At 75.0% G+C, this 19,058-nt stretch carries 17 protein-coding genes; 6 read left to right on the top strand and 11 right to left on the bottom strand.

What is annotated here, in order from left to right; genetic code table 11:
* Window positions 1-14 precede the first annotated feature (14 nt).
* On the top strand, window positions 15-1,883 hold the full coding sequence (locus IE287_RS24385; RefSeq protein WP_189851311.1) for a glycoside hydrolase family 18 chitinase: 1,869 nt from the start codon (window positions 15-17) through the stop codon (window positions 1,881-1,883).
* A 154-nt stretch (window positions 1,884-2,037) separates the two neighbouring features.
* Here IE287_RS24385 and IE287_RS24380 read toward each other — a convergent pair whose 3' ends face one another.
* From IE287_RS24380 to IE287_RS24360, 5 genes are all read right to left on the bottom strand, one after another.
* Window positions 2,038-3,126 carry an endonuclease/exonuclease/phosphatase family protein gene (locus IE287_RS24380; RefSeq protein WP_373307889.1) on the bottom strand — a complete coding sequence of 363 codons (1,089 nt, stop codon included), beginning with the start codon at window positions 3,124-3,126 and terminating at the stop codon, window positions 2,038-2,040.
* Entirely contained in the window at window positions 3,123-4,076 is a 954-nt protein-coding gene (locus IE287_RS24375) for a D-alanyl-D-alanine carboxypeptidase family protein (protein WP_189851310.1), read from the bottom strand. The genes IE287_RS24380 and IE287_RS24375 overlap by 4 nt, the downstream gene beginning before the upstream one ends.
* A 244-nt stretch (window positions 4,077-4,320) precedes the next feature.
* The gene (locus tag IE287_RS24370; RefSeq protein WP_229883694.1) at window positions 4,321-5,580 is read right to left on the bottom strand and encodes an ATP-binding protein; all 1,260 of its coding nucleotides are present in this window, start codon (window positions 5,578-5,580) and stop codon (window positions 4,321-4,323) included.
* The gene (gene cseB, locus IE287_RS24365) at window positions 5,577-6,299 is read right to left on the bottom strand and encodes a two-component system response regulator CseB (protein ID WP_373307888.1); all 723 of its coding nucleotides are present in this window, start codon (window positions 6,297-6,299) and stop codon (window positions 5,577-5,579) included. The genes IE287_RS24370 and cseB overlap by 4 nt, the downstream gene beginning before the upstream one ends.
* A gap of 231 nt (window positions 6,300-6,530) precedes the next feature.
* Window positions 6,531-7,268, bottom strand: coding sequence for an ATP-grasp domain-containing protein (locus tag IE287_RS24360; RefSeq protein WP_189851430.1), 738 nt, complete (start codon window positions 7,266-7,268; stop codon window positions 6,531-6,533).
* Between the two features lie 341 nt (window positions 7,269-7,609).
* On the opposite strand from IE287_RS24360, the gene IE287_RS24355 reads away from it, so the two are divergent.
* Entirely contained in the window at window positions 7,610-8,215 is a 606-nt protein-coding gene (locus IE287_RS24355; RefSeq protein WP_189851308.1) for a dihydrofolate reductase family protein, read from the top strand.
* A 112-nt stretch (window positions 8,216-8,327) separates the two neighbouring features.
* Here the strand turns inward: IE287_RS24355 and IE287_RS24350 are convergent, their stop codons facing one another.
* The 5 genes from IE287_RS24350 to IE287_RS24325 form a co-directional block, all read right to left on the bottom strand.
* Window positions 8,328-8,786 carry a hypothetical protein gene (locus IE287_RS24350; RefSeq protein ID WP_189851307.1) on the bottom strand — a complete coding sequence of 153 codons (459 nt, stop codon included), beginning with the start codon at window positions 8,784-8,786 and terminating at the stop codon, window positions 8,328-8,330.
* 320 nt (window positions 8,787-9,106) lie between these two features.
* A complete protein-coding gene (locus IE287_RS24345) occupies window positions 9,107-10,654 on the bottom strand; it encodes an NUDIX domain-containing protein (RefSeq protein ID WP_373307887.1) in 1,548 nt (515 codons plus the stop codon).
* Between the two features lie 585 nt (window positions 10,655-11,239).
* A complete protein-coding gene (locus IE287_RS24335; protein WP_229883693.1) occupies window positions 11,240-12,451 on the bottom strand; it encodes a protein-L-isoaspartate O-methyltransferase family protein in 1,212 nt (403 codons plus the stop codon).
* On the bottom strand, window positions 12,441-13,025 hold the full coding sequence (locus tag IE287_RS24330; protein ID WP_189851306.1) for a hypothetical protein: 585 nt from the start codon (window positions 13,023-13,025) through the stop codon (window positions 12,441-12,443). The genes IE287_RS24335 and IE287_RS24330 overlap by 11 nt, the downstream gene beginning before the upstream one ends.
* Window positions 13,022-14,509, bottom strand: a complete 1,488-nt coding sequence (locus tag IE287_RS24325; protein WP_189851305.1) for an NUDIX domain-containing protein — start codon at window positions 14,507-14,509, stop codon at window positions 13,022-13,024. Before IE287_RS24325 ends, IE287_RS24330 begins: the two co-directional genes overlap by 4 nt.
* A 425-nt stretch (window positions 14,510-14,934) precedes the next feature.
* Here IE287_RS24325 and IE287_RS24320 point away from each other — a divergent pair, with 425 nt between their 5' ends.
* The 3 genes from IE287_RS24320 to IE287_RS24310 all read left to right on the top strand — a co-directional run bounded on the left by IE287_RS24320 (window position 14,935) and on the right by IE287_RS24310 (window position 17,044).
* On the top strand, window positions 14,935-15,603 hold the full coding sequence (locus tag IE287_RS24320) for a hypothetical protein (protein ID WP_189851304.1): 669 nt from the start codon (window positions 14,935-14,937) through the stop codon (window positions 15,601-15,603).
* 180 nt (window positions 15,604-15,783) lie between these two features.
* The gene (locus IE287_RS24315) at window positions 15,784-16,524 is read left to right on the top strand and encodes a class I SAM-dependent DNA methyltransferase (RefSeq protein WP_189851303.1); all 741 of its coding nucleotides are present in this window, start codon (window positions 15,784-15,786) and stop codon (window positions 16,522-16,524) included.
* A 46-nt stretch (window positions 16,525-16,570) separates the two neighbouring features.
* Window positions 16,571-17,044, top strand: a complete 474-nt coding sequence (locus tag IE287_RS24310) for a hypothetical protein (RefSeq protein WP_189851302.1) — start codon at window positions 16,571-16,573, stop codon at window positions 17,042-17,044.
* On the opposite strand, the gene IE287_RS24305 is transcribed toward IE287_RS24310, so the two are convergent.
* Window positions 16,969-17,970, bottom strand: coding sequence for a hypothetical protein (locus IE287_RS24305; protein ID WP_229883692.1), 1,002 nt, complete (start codon window positions 17,968-17,970; stop codon window positions 16,969-16,971). The two genes, IE287_RS24310 and IE287_RS24305, sit on opposite strands and share 76 nt — an antisense overlap.
* A gap of 309 nt (window positions 17,971-18,279) precedes the next feature.
* On the opposite strand from IE287_RS24305, the gene IE287_RS24300 reads away from it, so the two are divergent.
* Window positions 18,280-18,660 carry an FKBP-type peptidyl-prolyl cis-trans isomerase gene (locus IE287_RS24300; RefSeq protein ID WP_189851427.1) on the top strand — a complete coding sequence of 127 codons (381 nt, stop codon included), beginning with the start codon at window positions 18,280-18,282 and terminating at the stop codon, window positions 18,658-18,660.
* Window positions 18,661-19,058 lie beyond the last annotated feature (398 nt).

Below are 19,058 nucleotides of genomic sequence, written 5' to 3'. Positions count from 1 at the left end.
CCCGAGGAGCATCCTTGAGCACTCGAACGCGACGGCGCAGTACCGGATCGCCATGGAGCATCGTCCCGAACACGCGGTCCAAGGCCCTTGCGGGCGCCACCGCGCTGCTCCTCCCGCTGGCCGCCATGGTCGGCCTCGCGGCGCCCGCGGAGGCGGCGACCTCGGCCACCGCCACGTACGCCAAGGCCTCCGACTGGGGTTCCGGCTTCGAGGGCAGGTGGACGGTGAAGAACACCGGCACCACCACCCTCACCTCCTGGACCGTCGAGTGGGACTTCCCCGCCGGCACCAAGGTCAACTCCGCCTGGGACGCCACCGTCACCAACTCCGCGGACCACTGGACCGCCAAGAACCTCGGCTGGAACGGGACCCTCGCCCCCGGCGCCTCGGTCTCCTTCGGCTTCAACGGCAGCGGAACCGGCGCCCCCACCGGCTGCAAGCTCAACGGCGCCTCCTGCGACGGCGGCACCACCAACCCCGGTGACAACGCCCCCTCCGCCCCCGGCACCCCGGTCGCCTCCGACATCACCGACACCTCGGTGAAGCTCACCTGGGCCGCCGCCACCGACGACAAGGGCGTCAAGAACTACGACGTCAAGCGCGGCGGCACCACCGTCGCCACCGTCACCGGCACCACCTACACCAACACCGGGCTCGCCGCCGGCACCGACTACAGCTACACCGTCGTCGCCCGCGACACCGCCGACCAGACCGGCCCCGCCTCCGGCGCCACCCCGGTCCGCACCACCGGTGGCGGTGGCGGCGGCGAGAACCCCGGCGGCAACGGCAAGATCAACCTGGGCTACTTCACCAACTGGGGCTCCTACACGGTGAAGAACCTCGTGACCTCGGGCTCCGCCCCGAAGATCACGCACATCAACTACGCCTTCGGCAACGTGCAGAACGGCAAGTGCACCATCGGCGACCCCTACGAGGACTACCAGAAGTCCTACACCGCCGCCCAGTCCGTCGACGGCGTCGCCGACACCTGGGACCAGCCGCTGAGCGGCCACTTCAACCAGCTGCGCAAGCTCAAGGCCCAGTACCCGCACATCAAGGTCCTGTGGTCCTTCGGCGGCTGGACCTGGTCCGGCGGCTTCGGCCAGGCCGTGCAGAACCCGACCGCCTTCGCCCAGTCCTGCTACGACCTGGTCGAGGACCCGCGCTGGGCCGACGTCTTCGACGGCATCGACCTCGACTGGGAGTACCCCAACTCCTGCGGTCTCACCTGTGACACCAGCGGCCCGGCCGCCTTCAAGAACATGATGCAGGCCATGCGCGCCAAGTTCGGCCCGAACAACCTGCTCACCGCCGCCATCACCGCGGACGGCTCCACCGGCGGCAAGATCGACGCCGCCGACTACGGCGGCGCCGCCCCGTACATCAACTGGTACGACGTGATGACGTACGACTACTTCGGCACGTGGGCCGCGCAGGGCCCGACCGCCCCGCACTCCCCGCTGACCTCGTACCCCGGCATCCCCGCGCAGGGCTTCAACTCGGCCGACGCGATCGCCAAGCTGAAGGCCAAGGGCGTTCCGGCCTCCAAGCTGCTGCTCGGCATCGGCTTCTACGGCCGCGGCTGGACCGGCGTCACCCAGTCCGCCCCCGGCGGCAGCGCCACCGGCCCCGCCGCCGGCGTCGAGCCCGGCAACCAGTACTACAAGGTCCTCAAGACCACCTGCCCCGCCACCGGCACCATCGCCGGCACCGCCTACGCCCACTGCGGCACCAACTGGTGGAGCTACGACACCCCCGCCACCGTCGGCACCAAGATGACGTGGGCCAAGAGCCAGGGCCTGGGCGGCGCGTTCTTCTGGGAGTTCAACGGCGACACCACCGACGGCGAACTCGTCAACGCGATCAGCAACGGCCTGAAGTAACCCCCCGAGCGAGCAACCGGCCCGCCCGCCCCGACCGAGGGGCGGGCGGGCCGTCGCGCATCCGCGCCCGGACGGGGGCGATCCCCGTCCACACCGCCACCGGTCCACCGGTTCCCGTCGCGGGCGGGCACCCCGCCGGCGCCGACGGCCGGACTCAGGGAGCGGGGTCCGGGGAGAGGTCGATCCGGGCCGCCACCGGAAGGTGGTCGCTGGCCGTCGCGGGGAGGGTCCACGCCGAGGTGGCCCGGACGCCTCCGAGGAGGATCTGGTCGATCCGGACGACCGGCAGGCGCGCCGGCCAGGTGAAGCCGAAGCCCGCGCCCGCCGCCTGCGCGGACACCAGACGGTCGGTGAGGGGCCGCAGCGCACGGTCGTCGGTGGAACCGTTGAGGTCGCCCATGACGACGACGCGCCGGACGGGCTCGGCCCGCACCTGCGCCGCCAGCAGCCCCAGCGCCTCGTCGCGCGCGCCGGCGGTGAAACCGGTCGGACCCACGCGGACGGACGGCAGGTGGGCGACGTACACGGCCAGCCGGCCGCCGGGCGCGTCCACCGTGGCCCGCATCGCCCGGGTCCACGGCATGATCGGCACGGCCCGTGCCCCGCGGAGCGGATGGACGCTCCACAGGCCCACCGTGCCCTGGTAGAAGTGGTACGGGTAGGCCTCGGCCAGGGCCCGCTCGTAGGCGGGCGCCGTGGCCGGGCTCAGTTCCTCCAGCGCCAGGACGTCCGCTCCGGCGGCGAGCAGGCTCCGCACGGTCCCGCCGGGGTCGGGGTTCGCCTGGTGGACGTTGTGGCTGACCACGGTGAGCTCCCCGCCGGGGGACGACTTGTCGGCCGGCACCCCGCCGAAGACCGCCAGCCAGGCCGCCGCCGGCACCAGCAGGGCCACCGCCGCCGCCACCGGCGCCCGCCGCAGCAGCGCGACGGCCACCAGGACGGGCACGGCCGACGCGCTCCAGGGCAGCAGGGTCTCCGCCAGACTGCTCAGCCGTCCGGGCAGCCGGGGCAGCCGCTCGTGGCCCGCGACGCTCACCGCGAGGAGGACGGAACAGCCCGAGACCGCCGCCCCGCGCCGTCTCCACCAGCGGCGGCGCGACCCGGCGCCCGCCGTGCGGTCCGTGGCCCCGGGGGCGCGGTCCGGGGGGCCCGCCGCGCCGCCGGCCCCGGCGGAGGGAACGGGCCGTGCCACCGTGCCGCCGGACCCCCCGGCCGTCGGATCCGGTCTCACCGTCGCCGTCATCGCCCCGGACCCTCCGTCCCGGCGGAGGCCAGCCGGTCGCGGACGGCGGTGAGCAGGCCGCGGCCGGCGTCGACGGCGGCCCGGAGCCCCTCGGCGGGCGTCGTGCCCGCCCGCTGGTGCAGGACGGCGCCCACCAGCAGCCGGGGCGTGCCGCCGACGCGCACCTCGCAGGCCCACAGGAGGTTTCCGCCCGCCGGGGTGCTGGAGCCGGTCTTGACGCCCAGGACGCCCGGGGTGTCCAGCAGGGGATTGGTGTTGGTGATCGTCCCCAGGCCGGGGACGGTGATCCTCCGGGTGGCCACGATCGCCCGGAAGACGGGGTCCTCCATCGCCGCCCGGGTCAGCCGCACCTGGTCGGCGGCGGTGCTCACGGTCGTCGGCTCGATGCCGCTCGCCCCCGTGTAGACGGTGTCCTCCATGCCGAGCCGCCCGGCGGCGCGCCGCATCTTCGCCACGAAGGCCTCCTGGCTGCCGGAGTCCCAGCGGGCCAGCAGACGGGCGACGTTGTTCCCGGAGGGGACCAGGAGCAGTTCCAGGAGCCGGCGCTGCGAGTGCCGCTCGCCGGCCCGCACGGGGACGGTGGACTCGCCGCCGACCCCCACCTCGTGCGCGGCCTGCCGGTCCACCTCGATGAGGGGGCCCTGCTCGCCCGGCCGCAGCGGGTGCTCCTTCAGGACGACGTAGGCGGTCATCACCTTCGTCAGGCTCGCGATCGGCACGGGCCGCCGCCCGCCCCGCTCGCCCAGCGACCCCGTCCCTTCGAGGTCGACGGCGCTCTGGCCGTCCTGCGGCCAGGGGAGCGGACCGATGCCGGACACCGGCGGCCGCTCGCCGCCCGGCGCCGAGGAGGAGCCCGAGGGGGCGACGACGGCGATGCCCAGGGCCGTCAGCAGGGCCAGGGACAGCGCACCGCCGACGAGACGGCGACGAGGTGTACGGGGAAGGGGCACGGGCTGCCTCCAGGGGCTGCGGTACGGGATCGGTACGGCAGCAAGACTCCGGGGCCGGGATCTCCGGCCCACGGGCGCCGGACAGCGGCCCGCGCTCGGGAACCCATCGGTCGTGTATCAACGGCCCACTCGCCGCAGCGGCCCGCCCACCAGCACCCCCTCGCAGCGGCCCGCTCACCAGAGCTCCCGCGGCGGCCCGCCCACCGGTGCCCCTCCGCAGCGGCCCACCCGCCGGCGCGCGGGGTCACGCGTCGGCGGGCGGGCCGTCCCGGGGCAGGCGGAGGGTCGCCACCGCCCCGCCGTCCGGTGCGTTGGCGAACTCCAGGACCGCCCCGATCACCCGCGCCTGCCCGGACGCGATCGTCAGGCCCAGGCCGTGCCCCCGCCCCCGCTCGGCCGCGCCCGTGCGGAACCGCTGGGGGCCGTGGGCCAGCAGGTCGTCCGGGAAGCCGGGGCCGTGGTCCCGGACGGTCACCGTCCCGCCTCCGACGGCGACCTCCACCGGGCCCGCGCCGTGCCGGTGGGCGTTGACGACGAGGTTGGAGACGATCCGGTCCAGGCGCCGGGGATCCGACTCGACCACCGTCGCCCCCCGCCCGGTCACCCGCGCCGCGAGGCCCGTCCGCGCCACCGAGTCCCGGACCAGGTCGGCCAGGTCGACCGGGCCCGGCCGGGACCGCTCGGCGCCCGCGTCGAGCCGGGAGATCTCCAGGAGGTCCTCCACCAGGTCGCGCAGCACCCGCACCCGGCCCTGGACCAGGTCGGTCACCTCGCCCTCGGGCAGCAGCTCCGCCGAGGTGACCAGGCCCATCAGCGGGGTGCGCAGCTCGTGCGCGACGTCGGCGGTGAAGCGCTGCTCGGTGTCGATCCGCCGCTGGAGGCTGTCGGCCATGGAGTCGACCACCGCCGAGATCTCGGCGACCTCGTCACCTCCGCGCACCGGCCCCGTCCGGGCGTCGAGGTCGCCCGCCGTGATGCGGCGGGCCGTGCGGGCGACCCGGCGCAGCCGCCGGGCGGGGAGCTCGGTCGCCAGGGCCGTGGCCGGGACGACGACGCCCAGGGTGAGCAGGGAGTACTTCCACATGTGACGGTCCAGGGCCTGCCGGGTCAGCAGGTCGGCGGTCATGTCGGTCTCGACCGCGTACAGCTTCCCGCCCTCCTTCCGGGCCGCCCAGAACACGGGGGCCGGGGGCCCGTCCTCGTAGAACGTGGCCGCGCCGCCGTGCTCGATCTGCCGCAGCAGGGCGTCGGGCAGCTCCGCGGGGGAGACCAGGGGCCCGTCCCCACCGGCGGCAGCGGCCTCCTCCATGGCCTTCGCCAGGGCCTCGTCGGCCCTGCCCGCGCCCTCGTGCAGGGATCTCCGCAGCACGGAGTCGTGGACCAGGACGCCGACCGTCAGCGCCATCGAGGCACAGGCCAGGGCCACCAGGAGGACGATCTTCCAGCGGAGCGAGCCGGAGTGCGGCACCAGGCCCGCGACCGCTCCCCGGGAGCCGCCGTTCACCGCGTCCACTTGTAGCCGAAGCCCCGGACCGTCTCGACGCGCTCGGCGCCGATCTTCTTGCGCAGCCGCTGCACGCACAGGTCGACGACCCGGGTGTCGCCGTCCCAGCCGTAGTCCCACACCTCGCGCAGCAGGGTCTGGCGGTCCCGCACGATCCCGGGGTGGGCGGCGAACTCGAGCAGGAGGCGCAGCTCGGTCGGCGCGAGCGCGATCCGCTCGCCGCCCCGGCGGACCTCCAGCGCGGCGGGGTCGATCGAGAGGTCGCCGAAGACCAGCGGACCGGCCTGCTCCGGGGGACCGGCCGGTTCGGCGGCCGACGGCGTGAAGGAGGCCCGGCGCAGCAGCGAACGGATCCGCGCCACCAGGACGGCGGTGTCGACGGGCTTCACCACGTAGTCGTCGGCCCCGGCCTCCAGGCCGGACACCACGTCGAGGGCGTCGCCGCGCGCGGACATCATCAGGACCGGGTCCGTGGACGTCTCCCGGATGCGCCGGCACAGCCCGATGCCGTCCAGGCCCGGCAGCATCACGTCGAGCAGCAGCAGGTCGTGCCGCCCCTCCCGGAAGAGTTCGAGCCCGGTCAGGCCGTCGGCCGCGACGAGCACGCGGTAGCCGTAGCGTTCCAGGGCCATCGCGACGGACCGCCGGATCACCTCGTCGTCCTCGACGAGCAGGACCGTCACGGGCGCGGGCGCGGTCGCCCCCACGGAATCAGACATGCGCATCCCTCAGCCACGGGACCGGACAGGTCCTCCATCATGCCCCACCCCGGCCCCGTCCCCGACGGCCCCAGAGCCGTCGGCACGCCTCCGACCTGGACCGATACCTGACGGATACGTCATCGCGCGCCAGCCGACACCTACGTGATCCGGTACGGAGACGGAGCCGGCGGACCGACGGCCGAGGGGCCGGGGCCGACGGGCGGGAGGACCGGTCCCCGCAGGGGTGGATCAGTGCCGTTCGAACGCCAGGTCGCGGGGTCGCAGGTGCTCGCGCGGCCCCGCCGCCCGCAGGACCACGTCCAGTACCCGTGCCGGGTCGGCCGCGTAGGCGTGCGAGAACCACGCCATGTTGGCTTCCACCACGGCCCAGCGGTGGCCGGGGCGGTACGGGTCCAGCAGCTGCCCGACGTCCACGACGACGGCGCTCGGCAGCGTGTGGCCGGCCGCGGCGGCCAGCCGGTCGGCGAACTCCGTGATCTGCGCGGTGACGGTCCGGTCCGCGCGGTCCGTGCCGAGCGGTCGGGGGTCCAGCCGGCCGAACACCGCGTACCGGCTCGCCGCGGCGATCCGGCCGTCCAGCAGGAACAGCCGGTACTCGGCCGCGAAGGTCACCACGTCGGACAGCAGCACCGGTGCCGCCGGGTCCAGGGCGCCGGACAGCCGGGAGCCGTCGGTGTGGACATCGGGCGGGAAGGACTTGTCGCGGGGCGGCTTGACGAACGTCGGCCGGTCGATCGCCCACGCGTCCGCGACGGTCCCCATCCGTACCCGGCGGCCGGTGAACTCCTCCGGCAGCTCGGCCAGCCAGCTATCCGCCGGCTCCAGCAACGCGAACCCGAGCCGCCCGGCCAGCCGCGCACCCGCGACCGGTCCGCCGTACCAGTACGCGGGCCCGGCCAGGCCGGGCTCCTCCGCCGCCCTCACCGGCATCCCCCGGCCCGCGGCCTCGACGGCCAGCAGTTCCATCGTCGACGTCCGCCGCCCCGGCATCACCAACACCGCGCGCCCCTCTTCCGCTCCGCGAAACCGTCACGCTAGCCCCACCGCGCCCACCACCGCAGCCGGGAATCCCCGCTGCCGGCCCCGCCGGCGCCCGGCACCGCTCCGGGGGGAGAGACGGCGGGGCGAGCCGGCCGGCGCGGCCGCGGCGGCGCCGGGGGCGGTGCCCGGGCGCGAGCCCGCCGCTCCGGGCCACGGCCTGCCGGCTGCTGCGGCGTCGTGGTTTTTCCCGTCGCTCCACAGCGCGGCGATGAGTTCGCGGCTCCCGGCCGGTCCAAGCTCGTGACACCCCAGGAAAGGACACCGCCATGTCAGAGCTTCTCGTCGACTTCATCACCTCCCTCGACGGCTACGCGTCGGGAGAGGGGTGGCCGGGGTTCTGGGGCCTGGAGGGTCCGGAGTACCTCGCATGGCTCGGTGAGCAGCCCGAGCCCACCTACCTGATGGGGGCGAACACCTACCGCCTGATGTCGGGCTTCGCGGCGGGCGAGGTCCCGAGCGGCCAGGACGAGTTCAGGCCCGAGGAGGAGGCGTCCGTCGACCAGCTCACGCAAGCCTCCAAGGTGGTGTTCTCCTCCTCGCTGGAGGCGCCGCTGACGTGGGCCAACTCCACGCTCGTCCGCGACGACGCCGTCGGGGCGGTCCGCGCCATGAAGGCGAGCGGCTCGGGGCTCCTCAGCACGATCGGCAGCCTCAGCCTGTCCCGGTCCCTGCTGCGGGCCGGCCTCGTCGACCGCTTCCGCGTCGTGATGTTCCCGGTGATCACCGGGGCCACGGGCGCGGAGCGCATCTACGACGGCTATCCGGACGTCGCCCTCGAGATGACCGGGCACCGCACCTTCGACGGCGGCATCCAGCTGGTCGAGTACACGCCCCGCGTGCTCGACCACCCGCCGCTCGGCACCCCCGCGTGACGCCGCGCCGTCCGCCGCGCCGATCCGCGGGGTGAGGCCCCGGGCCGCGTCGCCGGGCCCGGCGACGCGGCCCGGGGACGGCCTGGACGGCACGGCCCCGTTCCCCAGGATCTCAGCGGTCGCTGCGGGGATCGTCGGGCCGGGCCGTGTGGTCGGGGTGGCCGATGGTGCGGCGGGCCTCTTTCATCTCGGCCTCGTACACGTGGTCCCTGCCGTCGAGCAGGTCGGCCAGGGCCTGCCGCTCCAGGTGTCTGAACGGCTCGTAGTAGCTGGTGTCGTACGCCTCGACGATCTGGAAGGTCCAGTGCCCGGGGATGACGTTGCGGCCGACGATCTCCCTCTGCACGCGGTCGGCCCAGTCGTCGTGGCCGGCCCGGCGCAGCAGGCCCACCGCCCGGTCGAGTTCCAGGTCGGCGCTTCCGGTGAGCTGGTGGAAGGAGTAGAGGTGGCCGCGGGCCCGCTCGGTCGTCTCCAGGGCCTTGGACAGGGAGCCGAGCGCTTCCACCGTGGTGTCGTCGACCCCTTCGGGGCGCTGGTGGTCGCGATCCGGTCCGTCACCGTGTACCGCCATGGGGCATCGTCCTTCCCGAGGTCGTCCTCATCCGTCGCCAAGCCTCTGCGCAGGGGGCCTGCTCCCCTCGTATCCGCGGGCCGCGCGCCGACACCACCGGCGACCGCACACCGAGGCGCGGGGCACGGCGACACCACCCGTACCCATCCCTGCCACCCGCAGGGCGGCCGTCACCGCGGCGGGCCTTCCCTCACCCGCCCGGTCCACGCTTCCTCGGGCGGGTCGCCACGGTGCCCGCACAGCGCGACGTCCCGGCCGCAGAACGCACCGCCGTCCCGGCACGGCCGGGCGGCGTCCGCCGCTTCGGCGGCGTGCGGGTGTCACGGCGAGGCGGGCCACCCGGCGGTGAGGTCGGTGGCGTCCGGCAGTTCGGTGAGGGGCTGCCGGACGGCGCGGGGGATCCCGAGCCGTGCCCGGGCGTGGTGGACGGCGGCGAGCTGGTCGGCCGCGGGGGAGCCCCAGTCGAAGAGCTCCACGGCCTGTTCGGGGGTGGCCAGGACCCGGACGTGGGCGCGGCCGGTGGCCGGATCGACGGGCGGCGGGCCGAGACGGGTCAGGGGAGCGGCGTAGCGGAGGCGGGCGCACGGCTCGTCGGGGTCGGAGAGGTGCCCGAGGAACAGCGGCTCCCCGAACTCGGCCGCGGCTTCCTCGTGCACCGCCCGGCGCAGGGTGACGAGCGGGTCGTCGCGATCCTGCGGCGCGGGGGCTCCGCCGGGCAGGCAGGCGGCGCCGGTGTCCGGGTCCAGAAGCACCAGGACGCGGCCGTCGGGGCCGAGGAACCAGCCCCAGGCCTGAACGGTCGACAGCGACGCGGGAGCCGGGCCGGGGTGGAACGGGAGGTGATGACGGGCGCGCGCGGTGCTCAGGGCGCCGACCCGGTCCAGGACGGTGGGGGCGAGGGGGAGGCCGTTCTCCAGCAGGGCGGGGCCGGCGGCGTCGATGCGGGCGCGCAGGGCGGACAGGGCCCGGCGGGCGTCGACGGGGGACATGAGGCCGGGGAGACGGGCGGGTTCGACGAACTCGACGGATTCGATCTCGCCTTCGGGCAGCCGGATGGAGGCGATCCGCTCGTCGTCCCACGTGCCGCCGTCGTAGACGTGCACGATCTCGCCGGGGAAACGCATCTCGGCGGGCGCGCCGAAGCCGTCGGCACCGACCCAGTCCACGGCGAGGCCGCGGGCGACGGCCATGGTGACGCCCAGTTCCTCCCCGAGCTCTCGTGAGGCCGCCCGGGCCGGGGCCTCGCCCCGGTCGACGGCGCCGCCCGGCAGGAGGCAGGTGGGACGGTAGTCGACGTGCTGGATCAGGACCCGGCCGCGCTCGTCGGTGACCAGCACGGACGTTCCGGCCCACAGCGCGGCCGAGGCGCGCAGGACCCCGTACTCCTCGTCGGTCATCACCCTGTTCTCCGCCTCGTCGGGGGAGGGTGTGGCGGTCATCTCTGTCTCCGATCGTGGGCGTTCCCGATCAGGCGGGCACGGTGGGGATGGTGGGGGTGAAGGACTCGAAGCGGATGATCCCGTCGCGCTCCGCACGGCGAGGAGGGTGATCTGGTGGGCGCGCCGGTGGTCCGGATGTCCGGTGAGCCGCCCCGGGGCGTCGTGGCCGACGACGATGTCGGGCCGGACCTCCCGGAGGTGCGCGACCGGACGGCCGACGGCCTCGTCCAGGGGCGCGGCGACGAGGCGTACGGCATCGCCGACTGCCGAGGCGGGGTTGCGGGCATCGGCGTAGCCGGGCAGCCGGGGGGCGCCGGCGCCCAGGATCTCCAGGGTCCGGGCGAATTCGGCGGCCCGGTGGCCGCCGGCCGTCCAGGTGGAGGGGACGACCGCGGTGCGGGCACCGGCGGAGGCATGCCGGGCGAGCACGGCGAGTCCGTCGCTACGGCCCGTGTGCCCGGGCCCGTGTCCGTGCACTGGTCGAGGGCGGGAGCTCCGCCGGTGACCGGGGGACGGGGACGTACCCGGCGAGCTCTGCCGGGGGTGATGCCGGCCGAGGCCCGGCCGAGGACGCCACGAAGCGGCGGCCCGGGTACCGGCCATGGCACGTGCGCGTCCGCAGTCGCCGTGTCCTCCCACAGCCGTCCTCCCCTCCCTCCCACGATGTCGGCCCCGGGTGCTCAACGGGGCGGGACCGAGGCACGTCACGCCCCCGCCACCGGAACACCAGGCGGCAGCACTCCTCGAAGGGACGGATGCCCCGCCCCCCTCCTCGTCCTGCGGGCGGTCACCGTCCTTGCTCCGGACGCGGATCAGGTGGGCGAGCGAGGCCTCGGGCGGCCGGACCCCCTTCCCGCCGCCGTGGCGCCGCTTCCCCCGACCGTGGGCGGTGTGCGTCGACGTGGTGCTCCTCGTGTCCGGCGGCGCGGTCGCCAGGGGCGTTGCGCGGTGGCCTCGGGGCGCCGGCCTCCGGGGATGGTCTCGGGGTGGCGTCGCGAGGCCCGGTCGGGGTGATCACGGGGACCGGCCTGGGACGGCGGCGAGCGGCGGCAGCGTCCAGGTCAGGGCACGCGGTCCCGGACCGGACGTCACGGTCTGCGGACCGGTGGCATCGGCGACGTCGACCGCGTACCGGACGGGGCGGCCCGCCCGGACCCAGCGGGCGCGGGCGTCCTCGACTTCGCCCCAGACGTCGCGCGGCCCGTGCACGCGGACCGTGCCGTCGCCGGGGCCGGATACGGCCCAGGAGTCGTCCTCGGGGGAGACGAGGGTCATGGTCCCGGCCCGGAAGTCCCGCACCACGCCGCCGACCAGGGACGCCGCCGCGAGCCAGAAGCCGTGGGCGTCGTCCGGCGGCGGCGCGAGCCGCGTGGGGCGTGCGATGCCCGGGTCCTCCTCAACGCGGGCGCGGTGGCCGACCGCGCTCGGCCACCGGTGGCCGAGCATGGAGCGGTATCCGCGCGGCCGGCCCGTGAGGACCGCCCGGAGCCGACCGGCCCCGGTGCGGGTGACGAGGAGCTGCCCGGGCCGGCTCGGGGTGCGGGTCACGAGCGTCGTCAGCAGCCGGCCGCCCGGCGCGAGCTGTGCCACCCGGGCCGACGGGACGCGGGGAACGCCGATGCCGGAGCGGATCCGGTCGAACGTGCCGTCGTCCGGATGCCCTTCGAGCGGGTCGCCTCGGACCACGGCCGCGTCCAGGCCGAGCCGGCCGAGGGTGCGCTGCGCGGAGGCGGCCATGGGGCCGTCGCGTTCGACGCCGGCGGCGAGCCCGGGGCCGGTGACGGCGGCGGCGAGCGCGAGGGAGACCCCCGGGCCCGGGCCGAGCTCCGGGTACCGCTGTCCCGGCTCCAGCAGCATGTCCTGGAGGGCTTCGACGGTGGCCGGGCCGTAGGTCGACATCGAGGTCATGTTCCGGCCGGTCACCGGACCGCGGACGAGCGCGTCGAGGCGTTCCCCGTCGCGCCGCAGCAGGACCGACTCGTCGCTGTGGATCAGCTCCAGCCACTCCTCGCGGTCGTCGGGATGGGAGCCGTCGAGGAGGCGCCGGCCGATCGGATCGGCGCCCGGCCCGCTGACGCGGACGTACGCGTGGGGCAGGAGCACCTCCCGGCGCACGGACAGGTACGCCTCCCGCAGGCGGGGATCGGTCAGACCGCCGCCGGTCTCCAGGCGGCGGACCATCGCGGCGCGCCGGACGGCGGTCGGGGTGCGGGTCTCAGGAGGCATCGGGGCGGCCCTTCCTCGGGGTCGGCACCGTGGTGAGGCGACGGACGGGCGAGGCCCACAGCAGCGAGGCCGGGGCGAGGTGGGCGACGGTTCCGGCCGGCAACGCGGCGCGGACCCCGAAGGCGGCCGCGATCCCGTCGGCGGTCATCGCCCCGGAGGGCCGTGTGCCCGCCACCAGCCACACCGAGCTCTGCTGCGCGTGGGACTGCAGCTCGTCCGGACAGGTCAGCTGCCGGACCGGCCGCTGGGTCGTGCCGGCCGCCGCCGCGGCCGCCGTACGGGCGGCGCCGGCGAGCGCGGTCACGCCGAGCCACACCGGCCCCGGCCGGGCGACCGCGGTCGCCGGTCCCTCCAGGTGCATCAGCACCCCGTGGCAGCGCACCAGGCCGAACCTCTCGCCGCCGACGTCCAGGACCCCGGCGGCGGAGCCGAGGAAGCGGAGGCGCGCGGCGAGTCCGGGAGGGGAGGACGGCCGGTCCCGCCGGTCCCGCCGGAGACGGCCGGGTACCGGAGTGCGCAGCCCGCTGCTCGCACGCGCGTCGTACCCGGCGCCGACCGCGGCGGAGCCGCTCATCGACGCCACCCGAGCTCGGTGTAGGTCCGGTCGGCCCGGACGCCTTCGATCGCCGCCCGCGTGTACGGCACGATCCGCTCGGGCAGGTCCTCGACCCCGAACCACTCCCAGGCCACGCACTTGTCCCGCTCGCGGACCTCCGGCTCGCCCTCCCCGTACCGGGCGCGGAAGAACAGATTGACGCGCGGACGGCCTCCCGGCCTGTCGACCATGTGCACGGTGTGGACGAGGTCCAGATCGGCCGGGTCGAGGACCAGGCCGGCCTCCTCGCGGGCCTCGCGCACCAGGCAGTCGGTCGCCGCCTCGTACTCGCAATGGCCCGCGAGGGCGTGCCAGGTGTTCCCCGCGTACGCCGAGTCCGGATGGCGAAGCCCCAGCAGGACCTTGCCGTCGCGTTCGAGGTGGAGGTGGACACCGACGATGTGCGGCTCGGTCCCCGCCGGCGCGCCCACCGCGGCGGCCGCGGTTCCCGCCGGCCGTCCGGCGGCAGGGGCGGGGTGCTCGGCCGCGTGGGCCGCGAGCAGGCTCCGGGTGGACGGCAGCATGGTCAGGCGGGGCAGCTGATCGGGCCGGAACCAGGAGAGCATGACGCCTTCGGTCAGCGGCAGCTTCGACGGGTCGCCGCGCCACACGCCGCTGAACAGCTCGACCGGGACGCGCGTGCCGTCGGTGCCGGTGACGGAGCCGACGCGGTACGACTCCAGGCCGGACAGGACGAGACCGGCCTCCTCGCGGAGCTCGCGGACGACCGTGTCGAGCGCGGTGGCGTCGTGCGGCTCGCGGCCCCCGCCGAGCAGGTCCCAGCATCCCGGCGCCCAGATGCCCGGCTTGTTCGCGTCCCGAAGATGCAGCAGGTACCGGCCCCGGCCGTCGTGGATCACCGCCGACGCGTTCACCGGGGTGATCGTGCCGTCCAGGCCGGCGGCGCTCAGTTTCGCGCGCAGAGTCGGCGATCGGACCTCGTCCTGTGCCAGCCACCCGGCCCCTGTGGCCCCCTCGTTCCGGAGGACCGGTTCCGGGGCGTCCGGCGCCAGGCGGAAGACGAACCGGACGTCGTAGTGCCGGTGGGCGGGTTCGCCCTTCGAAGGGCGCGCCGCGATGTCGTGGACGTCGATGTCGTGGACGTCGATGTCGATCGGCGCGCTCCCGAACTCCGGCGTGAGCACGAGACAGGACGCCGGGATGCCCGTCTCCTCCCGGACCTCCCGCAGCACGGCGCCGAGCAGCGTGTCGTCACCGCCCTCGACGTGGCCGCCCGGGGCGGGCAGTGCACCGCAGGCCCGATGGGGGATGTGCAGGACGCGCCCGGCGGCGTCGATCACGCAGGCGCTGCACGTGACGTGCCCGGGCAGCGCGGCCCGGTCGGCAGGGTCGCCGCAGGCGCCGGGAGCGGAAAGAAGTCCGCTCAGAGCGCCCCGCTCGGCGGGGTGCCGGTCGAGGTACTCGGCGACCAGGTCGCGGATGTGGTCAGCGGACGGCGGCATGTCGCACCTCACCGGGTCGAGACGACGGAGCGGAGACAGAGGACGGGGCGGAATCAGTGGACGGAGCGGAAGCGGAGGACGGAGAAGGCATCGCGGTCTCCGGAGGTCGAGTGGGGGTGTCGGACGGCTCAACGACCCGGAGACGGGCGGCGAGAGCAGGTGAATCGGACGGCATTCGAACCCCGGAAACAAGCGAAAGCATGTTCGTGCGGTGTGCATCGACCCGTACGGGACAGGGGGCGTCCTCGATGCAGGAAGTGGCCGAAACGCCGATGCCGAAGAGGCCTTGCCCGCAGGAGGGTTCAGACCGGACGGAGGCCACCTTTCCGCTGTGCGGGGCGGTCGCGCGTCACCGTGCGCGATGCGGACGGGGGCGTGGGTGCCCCGGCTCGGGGCGTGTCGGTGGCTGGTGACAGGATCCGGGGGTGCTGATCGAGGGATACGACGCCGACCCGGTGGTGCCGGGCGAGCCGCTGCTGCTCCGGCCCGGTTTCTGGTCGAACCACCTCCTGGCGGTGTGCGGCGAGGGGGAGTGCGCCGGGCGGCCGGTTCCGGAGTGGTTCGGTGAGGACGGCGCCGACGCCGACGTGCTGTCCGAGGTCCTCTTCGATCCTGGGCGGTGGCCGGTGTTCAGGGTGCCGGCAGCGGACGGCCCCGGGGCCGTGGTGGTCTACCGCAACCTGGACGGCGAATACGGCACCGACTACCTCCTCACCCACCCGGACGGAAGCCGCGTCGAGCGGATCGCCGACCGGGACGGGTACTCCTCGGGCCGCGGGCTGACGTGGCACGAACTGATCCGGATCGCGGACGGCCCGCCCCTCGTGGACGAAGGCCTCCAGGACGGGGACGTGCGGGACGAGGACATCCAGGACGAGGGCGTTCAGCACGAGGCCGCCCGCTTCCTGCTGCTGCTTCCCGCCCTCGTCGACCCGGATCCGCCGGAAGCGGCATCGGCGCGGCTCGTCGACGCCCTGGTCGCGGTCGGCGCGCCGCACGACGGCGCCCGCCCGGCGGCGGAGCACCTGCTGGCCCACCTCGCGGGAAGGTCCCGGCACGACCCCGCGTGGGCCTCTCCGCTGAGCGGCGGCTGAAAGGACCGGGCTGGGTGCGAAGGGCACGGCACGCTGTGCCGCGGAGCACGTATGGCCGGGCACGTAAAGCGGAGCTGGTAGAGCGCAGCACGTAAAGCGGGGTTGGTAGAGCGGAGCTGGTGGAGCGGGGCACGTAAATGCGTCGACAGCGCCCCGCGACACCCGGCAGGGTGGCCGTCCGTGACGAGCAGTGAACTGTGGACACGCGCGACCGCCGACCGCTACGACGCCGAGGAGACGGAGATGTCCTCGGCCGCCGTCCTCGGACCGACCCTCGACTTCCTCGCCGAGCTCGCCGGGGACGGCCGGGCACTGGAGTTCGCCATCGGAACCGGACGGGTGGGAGTACCGCTGCGGGAACGCGGCGTCCCGGTCGTCGGCATCGAACTGTCCGAGCACATGGCGGCGGTGCTGCGGCGCAAGACCGACGAGGAGACGCTCCCGGTCGTCATCGGGGACATGGCCACCACCGTCGTTCCCGGCCGGTTCACCCTGGTCTACCTGGTCTACAACACCCTCACCAACCTGCTCACCCAGGACGAGCAGGTCGAGTGCTTCCGCAACGCCGCGCGGCATCTGGAGCCCGGCGGCCGCTTCGTCGTCGAGCTGGGCGTGCCGCCGCTGCGGTTCCTGCCGCCCGGCCAGGTCGCGGTGGCCTTCGACGTCTCCGAGCGGCACCTCGGCTTCGACACCTTCGACCTGGTCGAGCAGGTCCTCGTCTCGCACCACCTCACCCGCGACGGCGACGACGGCCGCTACCGCCGCGGGAACTCCCGACACCGGTACGCCTGGCCGGCGGAGCTCGACCTGATGGCGCGGATCGCCGGGCTCGAACCGGAACGCCGCGTCGCGGACTGGGGCGGGGCTCCGTTCACCCAGGACTCCGCCAAGCACGTCTCCGTCTGGCGCAAGCCGGTCTGAGACCGGGCGAGGGAAGACCTCGGACTTTCGGCGGAAGGCGGGTGCGGTGGACATCACGGTGCAGTGGATCAGGACGTCCTGGACGAAGCGGTCCCGGGGCGGGGAGGCCGCTGTCCGCAGGAACGCGGCACCGGTCGGCTTCCTGCTGCCCGAGCTGTCCTCCGGGTCCGCGCACTGCGTGCGGATGTCCGAGGAGGACGGGTTCGAGCCGCGTGCGGACCGGCAGGACCCCCGCCGGGTCGGTGCCGACCTGCGGGACGAAGGCGACCGGCTCCGCGTGCACGTTCCCGTGGAGCCGCTCTTCGGGTTGCCGCCTCGGCCGCGCAGACCGCCGGCGGTCCGGCTGCTCCCCGGGCAGTGGGTCCGCTGGCAGCTGAACTACCGGTTCAGCAGCGCCCTGGGGATCCGCGGCTGGTCGTACTGGCTCGACACGTTCAACGTCGCTTACGGCCCCGTCGGTCCGGACGTCTTCCTGTCCGGACCGACCCTGCTCGTCGACGAACGCGGACCGGTCCGGTGACGCCCGCCGGAGTGCCGGGAGCCGCCGGACCGACCGGAGCCGCCGGGTGGTGGTGGCCGTGTCCTGCGGGGTGACCGGTGCTCACGCGGGGGCCGGTCCCGGCCGGCGGTCACCTCGCGTGCGATGCGGCGCCACCGGTCCTCCCCGCCGGGCAGGGGCCAGGACCAGGTGGGCCGCCGCGCCGCGTCCAGGTCGTGGAGGAGGCGGGCGAGCCGCGGGCCGAGGACGGCGGCGCCGTCCGGGACGGCGGGGCCGTGCACGGCGCGGAGCGCCGCGAAGCGCGCCGGCTCGTCCTCGTAGAGGCCCACGGCCTCCTCCGTACCCGCGGCCAGGTCGTCGCGCGGCACCGTGCGGTGCAGCTCCAGCAGCGCGGGCTCGGCGGATTCGGCGATCGCCGCGGCGAGCCGCGCGTGACCGCCCAGGACCAGACGGCAGTCGAGGCCGCTGACCCACCACAGCAGGACGGGCGGGAGCGTTCCTTCACGCGCCTGCTTCCGGTACGCCCTGACCCGGCCGTCGTCGGCGTCGGGCATCGGACGCAGCGGAAGGACCTCCCACGATCCTGAGTGCGCGAACCAGTCGACGTGCCCGTCCGGATGCCCTTCGACGAGCATCGCGTCCCCGTACTCGGCGTGCGACATGCCGGCGGGGCGCCACCGGGGGAGCGGAACGTCGCACGAGAGCAGCCACCGGCCCGTGTGCCTCGGGCTGTCGGGCGCTTCGTCGAGGTACCGCGCGAACCGGTGTGCCCACCGCTGCGGACTGCCCGCCAGCGCGCGTGCCGTGTCGGCTCGCGGGGGCGGGACGCACGAGCGGTAGCCGCCGGTGCGCCGGAAGTCCACGCCCTGGAGCTGCCCGCCGACGACCGCGAGCAGGACGGGCCGCGACAGCTGGGAGAGCAGGAGCCGCGCCCCCGCGACGCACACGCGGAGTCCCGGCGGGGACCGCCCCCGCACGGAAGCCCGTACCTGTATCCGGGCCGGTGACGGAAGCCCATACCTGTATCCGCACCCGTATCCGGGCCTGCGCCGGTGTTCGGAGGTCCGCATAGAGTCCTGTACCGAGTGCCGCGGCCCGGCCGGAGGATCCGGCCCGTCCCGGACCGGGCCGAGGTGTTTGCCGGGTGGGCCGGGCATGCTCGGTAGCGTGATCGTGTGCCGCATGGAACGTCCATGCGTGCCGGCCGGCTCCCACGCGGATTCCCGGCGGACGACGACGAGAGCGACGAGGCCATGATGAGCGAACCGACCAAGCCCGAGGTGGAGGTCCCCGAGGGCGAGGCCCCCACCGAGCTGACCATCCGGGACCTGATCGTCGGGGACGGACCCGAGGCGAAGCCGGGCGCGGTCGTCAGGGTCCACTACGTCGGCGTCACCTTCGCCTCCGGCAAGGAGTTCGACGCCTCCTGGGACCGGCAGGAGCCCTTCAAGTTCGCCGTCGGCGGCGGCAGGGTCATCAAGGGCTGGGACCGCGGCGTGCGGGGCATGAAGGTCGGCGGCCGCCGCGAGATCGTCATCCCGCCGCGCCTGGGCTACGGCAAGCAGTCGCCCTCGCCCCTGATTCCGGCCGGCTCCACCCTGGTCTTCGTGGTGGACCTGCTCTCCGTCGTGACCTGACGCCACCTCACCCATCACCCCCGGCCCCGCCTGTCCCGTCCCGCCCCGTCAGTTCTCCTGTTGTGGGCCGGGGCCGGGCGGGGCGGGGCTGGGTCCCGGAAGGAAGAATTCGATCGGCCTGTGGCCGGATGCCGCTGACGAGGGCCGCGCCTTCCCGTTCTTCAACAGCGTCGGCCCGGCCGATGCCGCGGGCGAAGAGCCCTGCCTGCCCTGTGTTCTCGCGTCCCGTCCCGGACCGTCCTGCCCCGTGCTCTCGCGTACGGTCCTGCCCGGCCCGGCCCGGTCCCGTACCTCCCCGGGCCGTTCTGCCCCCGGGGGGCGCGCCGGGTGTGGTCTCACACGTACGTGTGACCTTTGCCGGGGGGTGTGTTCGAGGCCGTGGGCCTTTGTGGGGTCGG

Source organism: Streptomyces omiyaensis (genome assembly GCF_014650895.1).
GTDB lineage: Bacteria > Actinomycetota > Actinomycetes > Streptomycetales > Streptomycetaceae > Streptomyces > Streptomyces omiyaensis.
This window is presented reverse-complemented; position numbering and strand designations above follow the sequence as displayed.